Origin of the sequence: Pantoea sp. A4 (assembly GCF_000295955.2) — a bacterium.
In the GTDB taxonomy this organism is placed as follows: domain Bacteria; phylum Pseudomonadota; class Gammaproteobacteria; order Enterobacterales; family Enterobacteriaceae; genus Pantoea; species Pantoea multigeneris.
Map to the genome: position 1 here is coordinate 80,130 of NZ_ALXE01000023.1, position 15,032 is coordinate 95,161.

Sequence of the window (15,032 nt, forward strand, 5' to 3'; positions counted from 1 at the left end):
TCATTTTTATACCGCTAGACTTCATGTGGATAAACTCATTGTAAACTTAGATTCGAGGATAAAATGGATACAGTTGAAGAACTTAATGGAACATATTTTTATAATGGAATGATAAATCTAACTGCAAGTGAACTTTTTTTCTGGGTTTTTATGGATACGGTCAATCATCAATTGGGCTGGGGAAAAGATTTAACAGCGCTAGCAAGTATCATTCTCGGTCAGCCGATTTTGAAAACCCGGGGTAAGTTCCACGGCTCAACTAAAGGGACTTCGATTGCATCAGTACTGGCGAGAAGGCATCTTAATCTGGAGCTACCTTTCCACCTTCCTACCTTTACTAATGCTACCTTAAGAACCATGAAGCCCACTTACGTGAAAAACCTGGGTGCATTTGTTGGGCGAACAATTCCCGTTGTAGGATGGGTAATTGTTGCTGCTGATGTTAGCTCAATCGCTTACAAATCAACGACAACTTATAATCGAATTGTTCGTGAAGGTGATAAATTATGGTGACAGAACAGGAGATGCTGGAGTTTTTCCGCCAAAAGCTGCCGGAGTTAAGAACGCTTAGCGGCAAGCCAGTGCTCCTGCAAATGGATGATGTGTTGCAGGAATATGCAGAAGTTGAAGATATCGCCCTGGTGATTGATGCGTTCAGCGATTGTTATGGTATCGAGATTGCGGCACTGAATATTGAGAATTACTTTCCCTGGCGCATCCCGTTTTTTTTCCGTAAGTGGTTTACTGATTCTCCCGTAAAGCAAACCCGCCAGCCTTTAACGGTACGGATGTTTCTCACTTCTGCTCAGGCGGGGCGTTGGCTATACCATTAGGAAGCTGAGTTCGTGCTAATTGCTGCTTGAGGGCTTGGATTTTATCAGCGATGCGCTTTTGGCTCTCTAAGCTTTGCTGTGCAAGCAGCTGTCTGTAAGTGGTCATAAGCTACTCCAACCAAGTATTTTTGATAGGCGAAGCATATCACGACAAAATCGTTTTTCGACCCCACTCGCCTTATCTGGCTGAGGCTTTCTCGTTTGTCGTATATAGTGGCGCAAACCCTTCCGACAGGAGCTGCTATGTCGCTCGACCTCAGCCGTATGATCACTGAAGGCCGTAATCCGGCCAGCCAACAGATTGATGAACTCAGCACCGAAGCCATGCTGCGGGTGATTAATGATGAAGATAAAAAAGTCGCGCTGGCGGTAGAGGCTATTTTGCCGCACATCGCCCAGGCGGTGGATGCTATTACGCTGGCATTCCAGCAGGGTGGTCGTCTGATTTACTGTGGAGCAGGCACTTCCGGTCGTTTAGGTATTTTGGACGCCAGTGAATGCCCACCCACTTTCGGCACGCCGCGCGAGCAGGTGGTAGGCCTGATTGCAGGCGGGCATACCGCGATTTTACAAGCGGTGGAAAATGCCGAAGATAACCGCGAGCAGGGCGCACAGGACCTGCGTGATATCGCGTTTAGCGGGCGTGATGTGCTGGTGGGCATTGCTGCCAGTGGCCGTACGCCCTATGTGCTGGGTGCGCTGGAGTGGGCAAAAGCGCAGGGCGCAACCACCGCAGCGCTGAGCTGCAACCCAAACAGCTCCATGGCGCAGTTAGCGGATATCGCCTTGACGCCCGTTGTCGGGCCGGAAGTGGTCACCGGTTCTTCCCGTATGAAAGCCGGAACGGCGCAGAAACTGGTGCTGAATATGCTCACCACCGGGTCGATGATTCGCAGCGGTAAAGTGTACGGTAACTTAATGGTTGATGTAGAAGCCACTAACCAGAAGCTGGTGCAGCGGCAGCAAGATATCGTCATGCAGGCCACCGACTGTGATAGCAAAACAGCCGCCACTGCGCTGGCAGCCTGCGAGGGGCACTGTAAGACAGCCATTGTAATGGTGCTGGCGGACTTAGACGCGCAGCAGGCAGCCGAATTGCTTGGGCAGCATAAAGGCTTTATCCGCCAGGCATTGCAGGCCGCTAGCGCCTGAAAACGGCGCTAATCGCTGGAATAACGCGCTAATAAAGCGCGTTTTTTTGCTTTAATGCAGTAAAAAACGCACCCGCTCTAAAGTCAGGTCCTTGTCGTGCCGAAAATGTAAAAAAACATTATCAATTCTGCACTCCCTCGCGGCTTCCAAGGACCCTTACATGCGAAATAATCAGCCCGTTACTCAGCGTGAGTTTGTCTTCGACGATCACGCTACGCTCATGTCCACCACCGATCTAAATAGCCATATCACCTACGCCAACGATGCCTTCACCGAAGTCAGCGGTTTTACCGCCGAAGAGATCAACGGACAACCGCATAACCTGGTGCGCCACCCTGACATGCCGCAGGAAGCGTTTGCCGATATGTGGGCAACCCTGAAAAAGGGTGAGCCGTGGACGGCGCTGGTGAAAAACCGCCGCAAAAATGGCGATCACTACTGGGTGCGTGCCAATGCTATTCCGGTGGTGCGTCACGGTCAGGTGCGCGGCTATATGTCAGTGCGTACTAAGCCGAGCGTAGAGGAGATCCGCGCGACGGAAGCGTTATATAGCGATTTTCGTCAAGGCAAAGCGAAGGGGCGTCACTTCCACAAGGGGCTGATTGTACGCCGTGGCGTGCGCGGGGTGACCTCACTGCTGAAAACCATGCCGCTGCGTTGGCGTGTACGCTCGGCAATGCTGGCACTGTGGCCCCTTTCACTGGTGGGCCTGTTTGCGTTAGGGGCCAGCGATGCCATGTTGTTGAGTTCAGCAGGATTGATGGCGTTGTTGCTGTTGATCACCAACATCTGTCTGGAACAGCAGATCGTACGTCCCCTTGAACGGATGTACCGGCAGGCGCTGAACGTGGCTACCGGGGCCAGCCATAAAGTTGAAACCCTGGATCGGGCAGATGAGATTGGCATGACCTCCCGTGCCATCAGCCAACTCGGTCTGATGTTCCGTTGGCTGGTGGATGATGTCAGCGGTCAGGCGATTAACGTGTTAAGCGCCAGTGATGCCATTGCTGACAGCAATAATGAGCTGAGCCGTCGTACCGAACAGGCTGCTGCGAACGTACAGGAGACGGCGGCGACCATGAACGAAATGACCGCCACGGTGAAGAGCAACACTGAAACAGCGCAGGCGGTAAATACCCTTTCACACAACACCAGCAACGTGGCGTTAAAAGGCGGCGAAGTGATGCAGGAAATGGTCGGCATGATGGCCGAAATTGCCGACAGTTCGAAGCGTATTGCCAGCATTACCAGTGTGATTGATGGCATTGCTTTCCAGACCAACATTCTGGCCCTTAACGCTGCGGTCGAGGCGGCGCGTGCCGGAGAGCAGGGTAAAGGGTTTGCCGTGGTTGCCGGAGAAGTCCGCAACCTGGCACAACGTAGTGCGAAAGCGGCCAGCGAGATTAAAACGCTGGTGGATACCAGCGCCGGGCGCGTGCAGTCGGGTAGCGATCATGCTGATGCCGCTGGCAGGACGATGCAGGAGATTGTGGCGCAGATCCAAAACGTCAGTACTTTGATCGGGCAGATCAGCGCAGCGACTGCCGAGCAGTCCGTGGCGCTGAGCCAGGTCAGCATTGCAGTGGAAGATCTGGATGAGATCACCCACCGAAATGCGGCGCGTGTCCAGGAGAGTGCTGAGGCGTCAACGCGTATGGCTAATCAGGCGAACCGTCTGGTTGAAGCGATCAGCGTCTTCCGCTAACGCCTGGTTCAGGTCGCAACTCCGCGTTGCGGCCTGCTCTCAGGTGCCTGCGTTCGCCACTTCTCGCGGTGAGCGCAAGGCACCGGGCGAATGCCCCACGGTGCGCTTAAACGCCCGGCTAAACGCGGCCAGTGAGCCGTAGCCGAGATCAAACGCCACTTTCTCTACCGCATGGCCTTTATTCAAGCGTTCGGTCGCCAGACGCATACGCAGCTCCGTCAGATAACGTAGCGGCGTCATGCCGGTGGCCTGCTGGAAACGCCCGGCAAAGACCGATCGTGAACAGCCTGCTTCTTTCGCCAGCCGTTCCACCGTCCAGTTCTCTCCGGGGAAGCGATGCATTGCGGCCATGGCCATACTCAGACGCGGGTCGCGCAGCGCCTGTACCAGCCCACTTCCGGCTCCACACCCGTTCTCTACCCAGCCACGCACAATCAAGGCGGCAACCACATCAGCCAGGCGTGACAAAATGCCCGCCGAACCCGCGTGACGTGTACAGGCTTCACGCTCCATCGCATTGAGCATGGGCTGAATTTCCGGGTAGCGTGACAGCAGCGTACTGACCAGCATGATATCTGGCATGGTGTTGATCAGCGGCTGCATGCCGCCCAGCTCAAAGGCCATGCAGCCACTGAACAAGATGACGCTGTGGTCGTCACTTTCAATCACCGGATCGGCAATGGCGCAGACCGTGTCGCAGATCGGCTTGCTCTTATAGGTGGATAAGGTAGTGCAGTTGACTTCAGTGGAAGAGAGTAGCGCATGAGGACGGCCGTGTGGCACCAGCAGCGCATCTCCGGCATGTAACTGATAGACCTCACCGGTAGCGCTGCGCACCATGAGTGAGCCACGTCCGATAAAGTGAAACTGTGCACGGCCAGGGGCATGTTCAAATTGCAGGCCAAAGGGCGCGCACAGAGCAATCCGCTGGTACTCAACGCCAAACAGGCGCATGCCCATCAGCAGCTCGCTGGTTAAATCTTCGTAGTGGCTCATTGCATTCCAGGACGAATTATCAATAAACACGGTGTAAGTATCATAGATCGTCTTGCCTTCCCGCTCTATCCTCCTCTTATTATTTTTTGTGGGGTTTTCTATGAGTGTAAATAGCGAAATTGCTGGCGAATCTGCCACTCCGGTTCGCGCCGCATGGGGCGCAGTGGTGGCGATGGCGTTTGGCGTATTTGTGTTAGTCAGCGCGGAATTTTTGCCGGTCAGCCTGCTGACGCCAATGGCGGCGTCACTGCATGTGACTGAAGGGCTAGCCGGACAGACCATTACTGCAACGGCACTAGTAGCGCTGCTTGCCAGCCTGGCAACCGCTCAGGTCACGCGTGGCCGCGACCGCCGTGCCGTCATGCTGATTTTCTTCGTCCTGCTGATCGCTTCTTGCCTGCTGGTGACTTTTGCAGTCAATCTTCCGATGATCTTAGCCGCTCGCGTGCTGTTGGGCATGGCAATCGGGGGCTTCTGGACACTCTCTACTGCCATGGCGATGCGTCTGGTTGCGCCCTGGCAGGTGCCACGCGCGCTGTCGATTGTATTTAGCGGTGTTTCACTGGCGACGGTGTTTGCCGCGCCATTGGGCAGCTATCTCGGGGGATTACTGGGCTGGCGCGACACTTTCCTGCTGGCGGCCATGTTGAGCGGAGTATCCCTGGTGTGGCTGTTCTTCAGCCTGCCATCACTGCCTGCGGAAGAGAAATCTGCCGAAGGGGGTGCGATGAACTTGCTGCGTCGGCCGGTGATGCGCTGGGGGCTGCTGGCGGTCATGCTGCTGTTCACCGGACATTTTGCCTTCTTCACCTATCTACGTCCGTACCTGGAAACCGGCGTTGGTTTCAACCTTAATCAGCTCTCTCTGGTGCTGCTGGGCTTTGGTATCGCTAACTTCTTTGGCACGTCGCTGGCGGGCTGGCTGCTGGCACGCAGCGTCTGGCGCACGCTGGCAGGTATGTCGCTGCTCATGAGTTTGATGGCGCTGGTGTTGGTCAACAGCGAAGGTACGCCATGGCTGGCTGCACTGGGCGTGGCGCTGTGGGGCCTGGCCTTTGGCGCGATGCCGGTGGGTTGGTCAACCTGGCTGGCAAAAGTCGCTGATGATGATGCCGAAGCGGGCGGTGGCCTGATGGTCGCGACCATTCAGTTCGGTATTACGCTGGGGGCAGCGGCCGGTGGTTTGATTGTCGATGGGCATGGCACCAGCGGCGTGATTGCCAGCAGCGGCGTGGTGATTCTTCTGAGCACCCTGTTGGTGGTGACCCAGGTGCGACGTCACGCATAACCGATTGGGCTGGCAAAAGCACCGCCAGCCCCAGATTGATTAAGCACCGGGACTTTTTCAGCGCAAAACTTTAACCCCCTGTGGCATCTCTTGTCCAGATGTGCTGTTTTTTGTTCATTTAATTTGAATGAGAATGGCAAATCTTCCCGCTTTTTCCTTTCCTGCCTTTCTCATATCATTTCCCACATCGAAGCACAGCGCTTCAAACAAACGAAAAACTCTGAGGAAATGACCATGAAATCTATCAAAACTTTTGCTGCAGTTATCGCCCTTTCTGTAATGCCAATTGCCAGCTTCGCGCAATCTGTGACTGCATGTGACACCACACTGGATGTTGCTGAAGCACAAATCGCGGCTAAAGCACACAAACTGGGTGCGCATTACACCATCACCGAAGCGAACTACAACAACGGCGTACACATGACTGCCGAGCTGCATAAATAAGCCTGCTGAATACCCTCTGTTGCTGACAGGACGCCTTATGGCGTCCTGGCGGCGTTGCTCTTCTCCGCATCACACTCCCACATCCGTAAGATAAAATCACTGTTCCTTTACACTTTAAATAATTATTATTCTCAAAAAGGATCGCCTGCTGGCCGCTATGGTCTGTGTTCTGGATGTCTGTGCGATCGTTCATTTGCTGCCGCTGAGCAGTGTTTGCTATGGAGAAGTCATGAAAGCTTTAAAAACTACACAACAGTGGGCGCTGCGTCCTCTGCTGCTGGCTACTGCCCTGTTTTCTGCCTCAGCAGCGTTTGCTGCACCTGCCGCTGATGTCACTCAGCAAGTAGGTCAGGGCGCGTATGAGCTGGCTTTTAGCAACACCAACAATGCACTCTACGTTGCCACCTCAAACGGTCGTGGCGAAGGCGGCGGCGTAGTTTACCGCCTGGGCGAGCAGGATCTGGCCGTGCAGGGCAAAATCCCTACCGAGCTGAAAACCTTTGGCGCAGCCATCAATAACCAGACCAACGTGCTGTATGTCGGTAACACCCTCAACAGCGCTGTGACCTCTGTGGACGTTGCCAGTGGTAAAGAGCTGAAGAACCTGGTGCTGGATGCCACCAAGCGCGAAGGCGACGTACGTCCTCTGGCGGTACGTGAGCTGGCAGTGGATGAGAAAACCAACCGTGTTTACATCACCGGCCTGGGCAAAGAGAGCGTGGTATGGGTTGTTGACGGGAAAGACCTGAAACTGATCAGCACCATCCCGAACACCGGCAAAATGGGTACCGGTATTGCGCTGGACTCTGCGGCTCAGAAAGCCTACGTCACCAACGCTGATGGCGAGTTAGTCACCATTGATACCCGCACCAATGCGGTTGAAAAGCGTGTGAAACTGGATGAAGGCAAAGAGCACTTCTTCCTGAACATCGCGCTGGATACCAAAGGTCAGCGTGCCTTCATCACCGATTCTAAACAGGCTCAGGTGCTGGTGGTTGATCTGAAAACTCAGAAAGTGATTGAGCGTATCGCCGTACCAGAATCACTGGCTGTGCTGTTCAACGCGCAACGTGATGAGCTGTATGTGACGCATCGCATGGCGTCTGAAGTGAGCATCATCGATGCCAGCAACTATAAAGTTAAGCGCACCGTGAAAACCGAAGGTCTGCCAAACAGCCTGGCGATTTCTGCCGACGGTAAGGCCCTGTTCGTCAGCGTTAAGCAGCCTGGACCGCCACGTAAACCAGCGGGTGCGAAAGAGGGTGAAAAAGCCCCTGCCGCGAAACCAGAAGCAGGCGCTGAAAAACGTCCGGCTCCACAGCCTGGCAAACCTGACAGCGTATTGCGCATCGCGCTGTAATCCGTTGTGCAACCAGTCAGCGTCCGCTGGCTGGTTCTTCTTCTCGTATCTGCATAATACTGACCTGCTTCTCAGGATACCGTCCTCGATTCAGCTACCCTTAAGCTGCCTGCAAACCAGCCTATGAGGAATCGGATGAGCCAGTTTTTTTATAACACCAGAGCCAGTTTGGTTGATGAAGCCATTGCCGGATTACTCCACAGCACGCCGTGGCATAACCTCGGACGTCTCGATGCCGGGGAAGCGATTCGTGTGGTGGCGCGCAATGACTGGGATAAAAGCCGGGTCGCCCTGATCTCCGGCGGTGGTTCAGGCCATGAGCCTGCCCATGCGGGTTTTGTCGGCCGTGGGATGCTCACCGCCGCCGTGTGCGGTGATATTTTTGCTTCACCCAGCGTCGATGCGGTCTTAACCGCGATTATTAATGTTACCGGTGAGGCAGGCTGCCTGCTGATAGTAAAAAATTACACCGGCGACCGGCTGAACTTTGGCCTCGCGGCGGAAAAGGCCAAAAATCTTGGGATTAAGGTCGAGATGGTGCTGGTGCAGGATGATATTGCACTGCCTGAGAACCCGCAGCCGCGTGGGATTGCGGGGACGGTACTGGTGCATAAAATTGCCGGACATGCCGCAGAACTGGGACAAAGCCTCGCGCAGGTTAAACAGATGGCGCAGCGCGCCGCAGATGCCAGCGCCACCATCGGCCTCGCTTTCTCTACCTGTCATTTACCGGGAGAGCCGCGTGATGAGCGGGTAAAACCTGGGCACAGCGAACTGGGGCTGGGGATTCACGGCGAACCAGGGGTTTCAACACTGGCAACGCAAAACAGCCGTGAAGTGATCGCTACGATGACCCACACCCTGGCGGCAAATCGTCCTCTCGGCGGTCAACAGTTGCTGATGCTCAACAATCTCGGTGGCGTTTCGCAGCTGGAACTGGCGCAGATAACCCATGAAATCCTGCAAACCCCGCTCGCGCAGCACGTCACGCATCTGCTGGGCCCCGCCACGCTGGTGGGGGCTCTGGATATGAAAGGCATTTCCCTGACGCTGTTGCAGCTTGAAGAGGCGTTTCTGGCCGCGCTGGAGGCTCCTGTTGAAGTAGTCGGTTGGATCAAACCGGTGGCACTTCAACCTGTTGCGGCACTGCCAGCGCAAAAAGTCACCAGCCAGCTCCAGATAACCCCCTCTGAGCATGACGCGACCCGGCAGGTAGTGGGCCTTATCACGGCCCAACTGATTGCGCTGGAGCAGGAGCTGAATGCGCTGGATGCCAAAGTTGGCGATGGTGATACCGGTTCAACCTTTGCGGCGGGGGCGCGTCGTATTGAGCAACTGGCGCAGCAAAACCAGCTGCCGCTGGCGGATCACGCGCAGCTGCTGGCGCTGGTAGGCGAAGAGCTGGCAACGGTGATGGGCGGATCCAGCGGCGTACTGATGTCGATTCTGTTTACCGCCGCCGGACAAGCATTGCAGCAAGGCGAACCGCTAGCGCAGGCGTTACAGCACGGTTTAGAGCAGATGAAACACTATGGCGGGGCGCAGCCGGGCCACCGTACGCTAGTGGATGCACTGCAACCCGCGCTGGTAGCCTTAGTGGCTGGAGAGCCGCTTGCGCAGGCTGCTGCTGCCGCGCAGCGTGGTGCAGAAGCGACCGCTACCATGCAAAGTGCCAAAGCGGGGCGTTCCGCCTATCTGAGTCAGCACAGTCTGGATGGAGTGAAAGATCCGGGGGCTTACGCGGTAGAGAAGGTGTTTGCCGCGCTGAGCAAAGGGTAAAACACACAGCGGTGCCAGGAGGCACCGCTGTTAAACCGCTACTCAGAGGCTTCGCGCATCATCTCTTCATGGGGAATGTCGGCCAGGATCTGCTCAAAACTGCGCAGACGCTTGTAGATCGACATGAGCTCAATCAGCGTTGACCACGACGAGATTAGATACTGGAATGAGCCACGTACCTGGTCAAAAACGTTGGTGATCTGGTTGAGCAGACCCAGCGTAATGGTCCCGGCCACAATGGACGGGAACAGCACAAACAGACCGAACACGTTATCGATTTGCAGATAGAGAATGCGCACGATATTGAAGTAAAGATAGTGGAAATAGAGGCGAAAATAGTTAAAACGCACACGACTGAACAGTTCGTTCAATGTGGGCGGTGCCGCGCGTTGTGGATCGTCCTCACCGTACACCAGCTCTTTACGATAGGCGGCCTCAACGCGCTGGTTACGGAACTCCAGCCCTGGCAGCTTAATCCCGACCATCGCCAGTAATCCGGTACCAAATACCGACCACAGCAGCGCAATAATCACCAACGCGTACGGGATATTGCCCAACAGGGGAATATCTTTAACGTGCACCGAAAGCGCCATCAACACTGGCAGGAAGGCAATCAGCGTCATGATCGCCTGAATAAAACTGATCCCCCAGTCTTCCAGCGTGCTGGCAAAGCGCATGGTGTCTTCCTGCACACGCTGTGCCGCACCTTCCACCAGACGCAAACGCTGCCAGTTATGCGCATAGTAATTGTTCATGGCAGTGCGCCAGCGGAACACCCAGTGGCTGATGAAGAAAGCATTCATGACGCCAATCACAACGGAGATCAGCGCAATGCCGAGAAACGCATAGACGCCGCGATAAAAATCACCAATTGGCACTGAACCTGCTTTGCTCAGCGCCTGTTGGATCAGATCGTAAAACGGGCCATACCAGGCGTTAACGGCCACGCTGACCTGCACACCAAACCAGGTGACGAAGATCATCAAGGCGGTGCCCCATACAGACCAACGCTGCCAGGGATGGCGGTCAATCACCCACCACGCACAGGCAAAGATCCCGGCAACCAGCCAGTAGTAGGCGTAGAACCACAATTGACCCGGCGCAATAAAGCGCATAGCAGTCGCGGGTAACGGCTGTTTCATGGCTGCGGCGAGAGATGGCCAGTGCTGTGGTAGTGCTTCGGCAAAGCCAAACCAGGCAAAAATAGCCAGTAAACTCCAGATAGCGGCAGAGCTGAAAAACAGCGCTGGCCGCGGGAAAAACGACTTAAACATAGGCACTCCGCTGTGTTGAATACTCCTTTATATCGCACCAGGGCCGGTCTTGTCTTATGACGGTTGTTTCTGTGCATGACAGCGAGGCGCAGAGTGTTATTTACGTAGCGGGGAAGTGTGTCTTGTTAATGAATTTGTGCGGATGTTTATAAATGCGCTAATAAATCCTTACACATGGTGATACAATCCTCGCGATGTTACCGGTAACAACCGGACTGTAACCCTCAACAACTCATAAAAACTATTACAACCAGCCGTTTAACTTTCATGTCGCTTGCACGCGGCAATGAGGCAATGTCATGTCAGATCAGAAAACAGGTCAGTCACGCAGGGACTTTCTGCTGAGGACCATCACGCTTGCACCGGCGATGGCCGTCGGTGGTTCTGCGGTGGGGTCGTTAGGGTTTATTCCGCTGGCGCAAGCCGAAGCTACAGAGACTGGGCCGCAACAAGCGCGCGACTACCAGCCAAACTGGTTCACCAAAGAAGAGTTCGCCTTTATCACTGCTGCCGTTGCCCGGTTGATTCCCGCAGATGAGCGCGGACCGGGTGCACTGGAAGCCGGTGTGCCAGAATTTATCGATCGCCAGATGAATACGCCGTTTGCTACCGGTGCGAACTGGTACATGCAGGGGCCGTTTAACCCGGATATGCCTAAAGAGCTGGGTTATCAACTCCCGCTGACGCCTCAGCAGGTTTATCGCCTCGGGCTGGCAGAAGCTGACAGCTACAGTAAAAAGCAGCACGGCAAAGTGTTTGCGGAACTCAGCACCGGGCAGCAGGAAGCGATGCTGCATGCGCTGGAAAGTGGCAGCATTGTGTTTGAACAACTCCCGTCGAAGACCTTCTTTGCTTTCCTGTTGCAGAACACCCGCGAAGGTTTCTTTAGCGATCCCATCCACGGCGGCAATCAGGGCATGGTGGGCTGGAAGCTGATCGGCTTCCCAGGCGCACGCGCTGATTATATGGACTGGGTAGAGCGCGGAGAGCGTTATCCGTTCCCGTCAGTATCAATTCGTGGGGAGCGGGCATAAGCATGGCAAATGAACTGAACAAAGTAGATGCAGTGATCGTTGGCTTCGGCTGGGCGGGCGCGATCATGGCAAAAGAGCTGACCGAAGCGGGTCTGAATGTGGTGGCGTTGGAGCGTGGTCCTCAGCGTGATACTTATCCAGACGGCGCTTATCCGCAGTCTATTGATGAACTGACCTATAACATCCGTAAAAAGCTGTTCCAGGATCTGTCAAAAAGCACCGTAACCATTCGTCACGATGCGTCCCAGACCGCCGTGCCTTACCGCCAACTGGCGGCATTCTTACCGGGCACCGGCACGGGTGGCGCGGGGCTGCACTGGTCGGGTGTCCATTTCCGTGTCGATCCTATCGAACTGCGTATGCGTAGCCACTATGAAGAGCGCTACGGCAAAAACTTCATTCCTGAAGGCATGACAATTCAGGACTATGGCGTGACCTACGACGAGCTGGAACCGTTTTTCGATAAGGCCGAAAAGGTGTTTGGTACTTCAGGCAGCGCCTGGAGCATTAAAGGCCAGGTAGTGGGTAAAGAGCGCGGTGGCAACCCGTTTGCACCGGATCGCTCGGATAACTTCCCACTGCCCGCGCAGAAGCGCACGTACTCGGCGCAGCTCTTTGCTGAGGCGGCGAAATCTGTCGGCTACCACCCTTACGATCTGCCTTCTGCCAACACTTCGGGTCCGTATACCAATACCTATGGCGCGCAGATGGGGCCGTGCAACTTCTGCGGTTATTGCAGTGGCTACGCTTGCTACATGTATTCGAAAGCCTCACCGAACGTCAACATCCTGCCTGCGCTGCGTCAGGAACCGAAGTTCGAACTGCGTAACAACTCCTATGTGCTGCGGGTCAATCTGACCGAAGATAAAAAACGCGCCACTGGCGTGACGTATCTTGATGCGCAGGGACGTGAGCAGGTACAGCCTGCTGACCTGGTGATTTTGTCAGCCTTCCAGTTCCACAACGTCCACCTGATGCTGCTGTCCGGGATTGGTAAGCCTTACAACCCCATCACCAATGAAGGGACGGTGGGACGTAACTTTGCCTATCAAAACATCTCAACGCTGAAGGCGCTGTTTGATAAAAACACCACCACTAACCCGTTTATCGGCGCGGGTGGCGCGGGTGTGGGTATCGACGATTTCAACGCAGATAACTTTGACCACGGCCCGCTTGGGTTTGTCGGCGGTTCACCTTTCTGGGTTAACCAGGCGGGCACCAAGCCGATCTCCGGCTTGCCGACGCCTCCGGGCACGCCTAACTGGGGTAGCCAGTGGAAAAGCGCTGTGGCGGAAACGTACACCCATCACATTTCTATGGATGCGCACGGTGCTCACCAGTCTTACCGCGCTAACTATCTCGATCTCGATCCGAACTACAAAGATGCCTACGGCCAGCCACTGCTGCGTATGACCTTTGACTGGCAGGATAACGACATCAAGATGGCGCAGTTCATGGTGAGCAAAATGCACACCATTGCCGAGGCGATGAATCCAAAACTGATCATGGGCGCAGCGAAAGCACCAGGGAGCCATTTCGACACCACCGTCTACCAGACGACGCACATGAACGGCGGCGCAATTATGGGAGAAGACCCGAAAACCAGCGCCATCAACCGTTATCTGCAAAGCTGGGACGTGCCGAACGTCTTCGTACCAGGGGCTTCAGCCTTCCCACAGGGACTGGGCTATAACCCCACTGGCATGGTGGCCGCGTTGACCTACTGGTCGGCTAAAGCGATTCGTGAACAGTATCTGAAGAACCCTGGCCCGTTGGTGCAAGCGTAAGGAACATGACCATGAAAAAGATTTTTCTGGCCCTGCTGCTGGGCTCGTTGTCGTGCGCTGCGCTCGCGGATCAAGGCAACGCTGACCTGGTAAAACAGGGTGAATATCTGGCACGTGCCGGGGACTGTATTGCCTGCCACACCAGTAAAGGCGGTCAGCCATTTGCCGGTGGCTTACCGATGGAAACGCCGATCGGCACGATTTATTCCACCAATATCACGCCGGATAAAACCAGTGGTATCGGTGATTACAGCTACGATGACTTTGAGAAAGCCGTGCGCCACGGCGTGACCAAAGAGGGCACGACGCTCTACCCAGCGATGCCTTATCCTTCGTATGCGGTGGTCAGCGATGCCGATATGCACGCGCTCTACGCCTACTTTATGCAGGGTGTCGCGCCAGTGAATCAGGCGAATAAAGAGAGCGAGATCCCGTGGCCGCTGTCGATGCGCTGGCCGTTGGCCGTGTGGCGTGGCATGTTCGCACCTTCAGTCGCGCCGATTCAGCCACAGCAGCAGGACCCGGTCCTGACGCGCGGCCAGTATCTGGTTGAAGGCCTGGGTCACTGCGGTGCCTGCCATACACCACGCAGTTTCACCATGCAGGAGAAGGCGCTGAACAACGCCGAAGGCAGCAACTTCCTGTCTGGCAGCAACGCGCCGGTGGATGGCTGGACCGCAAGTAACCTGCGCGGCGATAGCCGTGACGGTTTAGGTCGCTGGAGCGAAGAGGACTTGCGTCAGTTCCTGCGTTATGGCCGTAACGATCATACAGCGGTGTTTGGCGGTATGAGCGATGTGGTGGAACACAGCCTGCAACACCTCAACGACGCGGATATCACGGCAATTGCCCGTTACCTCAAGTCACTGGGGGCGAAAGATGTGAATCAGGTGGCCTTCAGCCCGGATAGCAGCGAAGCCCAGGCGCTATGGCACGGTGATGATAGCAAACCGGGTGCGGCTGCCTATGTGGATAGCTGTGCCGCCTGTCATAAAACCGATGGCACCGGCTATAAGCGCTTCTTCCCGGCATTGCAGGGGAATCCGGTGGTGTTAGCGGACGATCCGACTTCGCTGATCCATATCGTATTAGTGGGCGGACAGTTGCCGGGCGTCAGCGGTGCACCTTCAACCATTACGATGCCTGCTTTTGGCTGGCGGATGGACGATCAGCAAGTGGCTGATGTCGTGAATTTCATCCGCAGCAGCTGGGGTAACAGCGCGCCGCAGCAGGTGAGCGCCAGCCAGGTAGCAAAACTGCGTAAAACGGTGAAGGATCAGCAAGGTAGCGCGGATATTAAAGTACTGGAAGGGCAGAAGTAACGGCCCCTCACCCCAGCACTCTCTATTCCCTCTCCCATTTATGGGAGAGGGTTAGGGT

Annotated in this window: 13 protein-coding genes; 11 read left to right on the forward strand and 2 right to left on the reverse strand. The window is 55.3% G+C overall.

Annotation, left to right across the window (positions count from 1 at the left end; all coding sequences use genetic code 11):
- Nucleotides 1-63 precede the first annotated feature (63 nt).
- The 4 genes from B880_RS0110270 to B880_RS0110285 all read left to right on the forward strand — a co-directional run bounded on the left by B880_RS0110270 (nt 64) and on the right by B880_RS0110285 (nt 3,690).
- On the forward strand, nt 64-513 hold the full coding sequence (locus B880_RS0110270; protein ID WP_017347320.1) for an STM2901 family protein: 450 nt from the start codon (nt 64-66) through the stop codon (nt 511-513).
- Entirely contained in the window at nt 507-833 is a 327-nt protein-coding gene (locus B880_RS0110275) for a DUF1493 family protein (protein WP_017347321.1), read from the forward strand. The genes B880_RS0110270 and B880_RS0110275 overlap by 7 nt, the downstream gene beginning before the upstream one ends.
- A gap of 243 nt (nt 834-1,076) precedes the next feature.
- On the forward strand, nt 1,077-1,985 hold the full coding sequence (gene murQ / locus B880_RS0110280; protein WP_017347322.1) for an N-acetylmuramic acid 6-phosphate etherase: 909 nt from the start codon (nt 1,077-1,079) through the stop codon (nt 1,983-1,985).
- A gap of 160 nt (nt 1,986-2,145) precedes the next feature.
- On the forward strand, nt 2,146-3,690 hold the full coding sequence (locus B880_RS0110285; protein WP_017347323.1) for a methyl-accepting chemotaxis protein: 1,545 nt from the start codon (nt 2,146-2,148) through the stop codon (nt 3,688-3,690).
- Between the two features lie 39 nt (nt 3,691-3,729).
- Here the strand turns inward: B880_RS0110285 and B880_RS0110290 are convergent, their stop codons facing one another.
- A complete protein-coding gene (locus B880_RS0110290; protein WP_017347324.1) occupies nt 3,730-4,686 on the reverse strand; it encodes an AraC family transcriptional regulator in 957 nt (318 codons plus the stop codon).
- A 100-nt stretch (nt 4,687-4,786) separates the two neighbouring features.
- Here B880_RS0110290 and B880_RS0110295 point away from each other — a divergent pair, with 100 nt between their 5' ends.
- The 4 genes from B880_RS0110295 (at nt 4,787) to B880_RS0110310 (ending at nt 9,557) form a co-directional block, all read left to right on the forward strand.
- A complete protein-coding gene (locus B880_RS0110295; protein ID WP_017347325.1) occupies nt 4,787-5,974 on the forward strand; it encodes an MFS transporter in 1,188 nt (395 codons plus the stop codon).
- Nucleotides 5,975-6,208: 234 nt separating this feature from the next.
- The gene (locus tag B880_RS0110300) at nt 6,209-6,418 is read left to right on the forward strand and encodes a YdgH/BhsA/McbA-like domain containing protein (RefSeq protein WP_017347326.1); all 210 of its coding nucleotides are present in this window, start codon (nt 6,209-6,211) and stop codon (nt 6,416-6,418) included.
- 229 nt (nt 6,419-6,647) lie between these two features.
- Nucleotides 6,648-7,778, forward strand: a complete 1,131-nt coding sequence (gene yncE / locus B880_RS24925; RefSeq protein WP_237761007.1) for a 7-bladed beta-propeller protein YncE — start codon at nt 6,648-6,650, stop codon at nt 7,776-7,778.
- 135 nt (nt 7,779-7,913) lie between these two features.
- Nucleotides 7,914-9,557, forward strand: coding sequence for a dihydroxyacetone kinase subunit DhaK (locus B880_RS0110310; protein WP_017347328.1), 1,644 nt, complete (start codon nt 7,914-7,916; stop codon nt 9,555-9,557).
- 38 nt (nt 9,558-9,595) lie between these two features.
- On the opposite strand, the gene sbmA is transcribed toward B880_RS0110310, so the two are convergent.
- Nucleotides 9,596-10,831, reverse strand: coding sequence for a peptide antibiotic transporter SbmA (gene sbmA / locus B880_RS0110315; RefSeq protein ID WP_017347329.1), 1,236 nt, complete (start codon nt 10,829-10,831; stop codon nt 9,596-9,598).
- A gap of 299 nt (nt 10,832-11,130) precedes the next feature.
- Here sbmA and B880_RS0110320 point away from each other — a divergent pair, with 299 nt between their 5' ends.
- Genes B880_RS0110320 through B880_RS0110330 form a run of 3 tightly spaced genes read left to right on the forward strand, consistent with a single transcriptional unit; the run spans nt 11,131 to nt 14,974 of the window.
- The gene (locus tag B880_RS0110320; protein ID WP_017347330.1) at nt 11,131-11,865 is read left to right on the forward strand and encodes a gluconate 2-dehydrogenase subunit 3 family protein; all 735 of its coding nucleotides are present in this window, start codon (nt 11,131-11,133) and stop codon (nt 11,863-11,865) included.
- A gap of 2 nt (nt 11,866-11,867) precedes the next feature.
- Nucleotides 11,868-13,652 (forward strand): GMC family oxidoreductase, encoded by a 1,785-nt coding sequence (locus B880_RS0110325; RefSeq protein WP_017347331.1) that lies wholly within the window; start codon nt 11,868-11,870, stop codon nt 13,650-13,652.
- Between the two features lie 11 nt (nt 13,653-13,663).
- The gene (locus B880_RS0110330; protein ID WP_017347332.1) at nt 13,664-14,974 is read left to right on the forward strand and encodes a c-type cytochrome; all 1,311 of its coding nucleotides are present in this window, start codon (nt 13,664-13,666) and stop codon (nt 14,972-14,974) included.
- The last annotated feature ends 58 nt before the right edge of the window (nt 14,975-15,032 follow it).

What these genes read in the sequence shown, in the direction of transcription:
- B880_RS0110295 (WP_017347325.1), top strand. Translation starts at nt 4,787, where the DNA reads ATGAGTGTAAATAGCGAAATTGCTGGCGAATCTGCCACTCCGGTTCGC.
- yncE (WP_237761007.1), top strand. Translation starts at nt 6,648, where the DNA reads ATGAAAGCTTTAAAAACTACACAACAGTGGGCGCTGCGTCCTCTGCTG.
- B880_RS0110300 (WP_017347326.1), top strand. Translation starts at nt 6,209, where the DNA reads ATGAAATCTATCAAAACTTTTGCTGCAGTTATCGCCCTTTCTGTAATG.
- B880_RS0110275 (WP_017347321.1), top strand. Translation starts at nt 507, where the DNA reads ATGGTGACAGAACAGGAGATGCTGGAGTTTTTCCGCCAAAAGCTGCCG.
- B880_RS0110325 (WP_017347331.1), top strand. Translation starts at nt 11,868, where the DNA reads ATGGCAAATGAACTGAACAAAGTAGATGCAGTGATCGTTGGCTTCGGC.
- B880_RS0110270 (WP_017347320.1), top strand. Translation starts at nt 64, where the DNA reads ATGGATACAGTTGAAGAACTTAATGGAACATATTTTTATAATGGAATG.
- sbmA (WP_017347329.1), bottom strand. Translation starts at nt 10,831, where the DNA reads ATGTTTAAGTCGTTTTTCCCGCGGCCAGCGCTGTTTTTCAGCTCTGCC.
- B880_RS0110285 (WP_017347323.1), top strand. Translation starts at nt 2,146, where the DNA reads ATGCGAAATAATCAGCCCGTTACTCAGCGTGAGTTTGTCTTCGACGAT.
- B880_RS0110310 (WP_017347328.1), top strand. Translation starts at nt 7,914, where the DNA reads ATGAGCCAGTTTTTTTATAACACCAGAGCCAGTTTGGTTGATGAAGCC.
- B880_RS0110330 (WP_017347332.1), top strand. Translation starts at nt 13,664, where the DNA reads ATGAAAAAGATTTTTCTGGCCCTGCTGCTGGGCTCGTTGTCGTGCGCT.
- B880_RS0110320 (WP_017347330.1), top strand. Translation starts at nt 11,131, where the DNA reads ATGTCAGATCAGAAAACAGGTCAGTCACGCAGGGACTTTCTGCTGAGG.
- murQ (WP_017347322.1), top strand. Translation starts at nt 1,077, where the DNA reads ATGTCGCTCGACCTCAGCCGTATGATCACTGAAGGCCGTAATCCGGCC.
- B880_RS0110290 (WP_017347324.1), bottom strand. Translation starts at nt 4,686, where the DNA reads ATGAGCCACTACGAAGATTTAACCAGCGAGCTGCTGATGGGCATGCGC.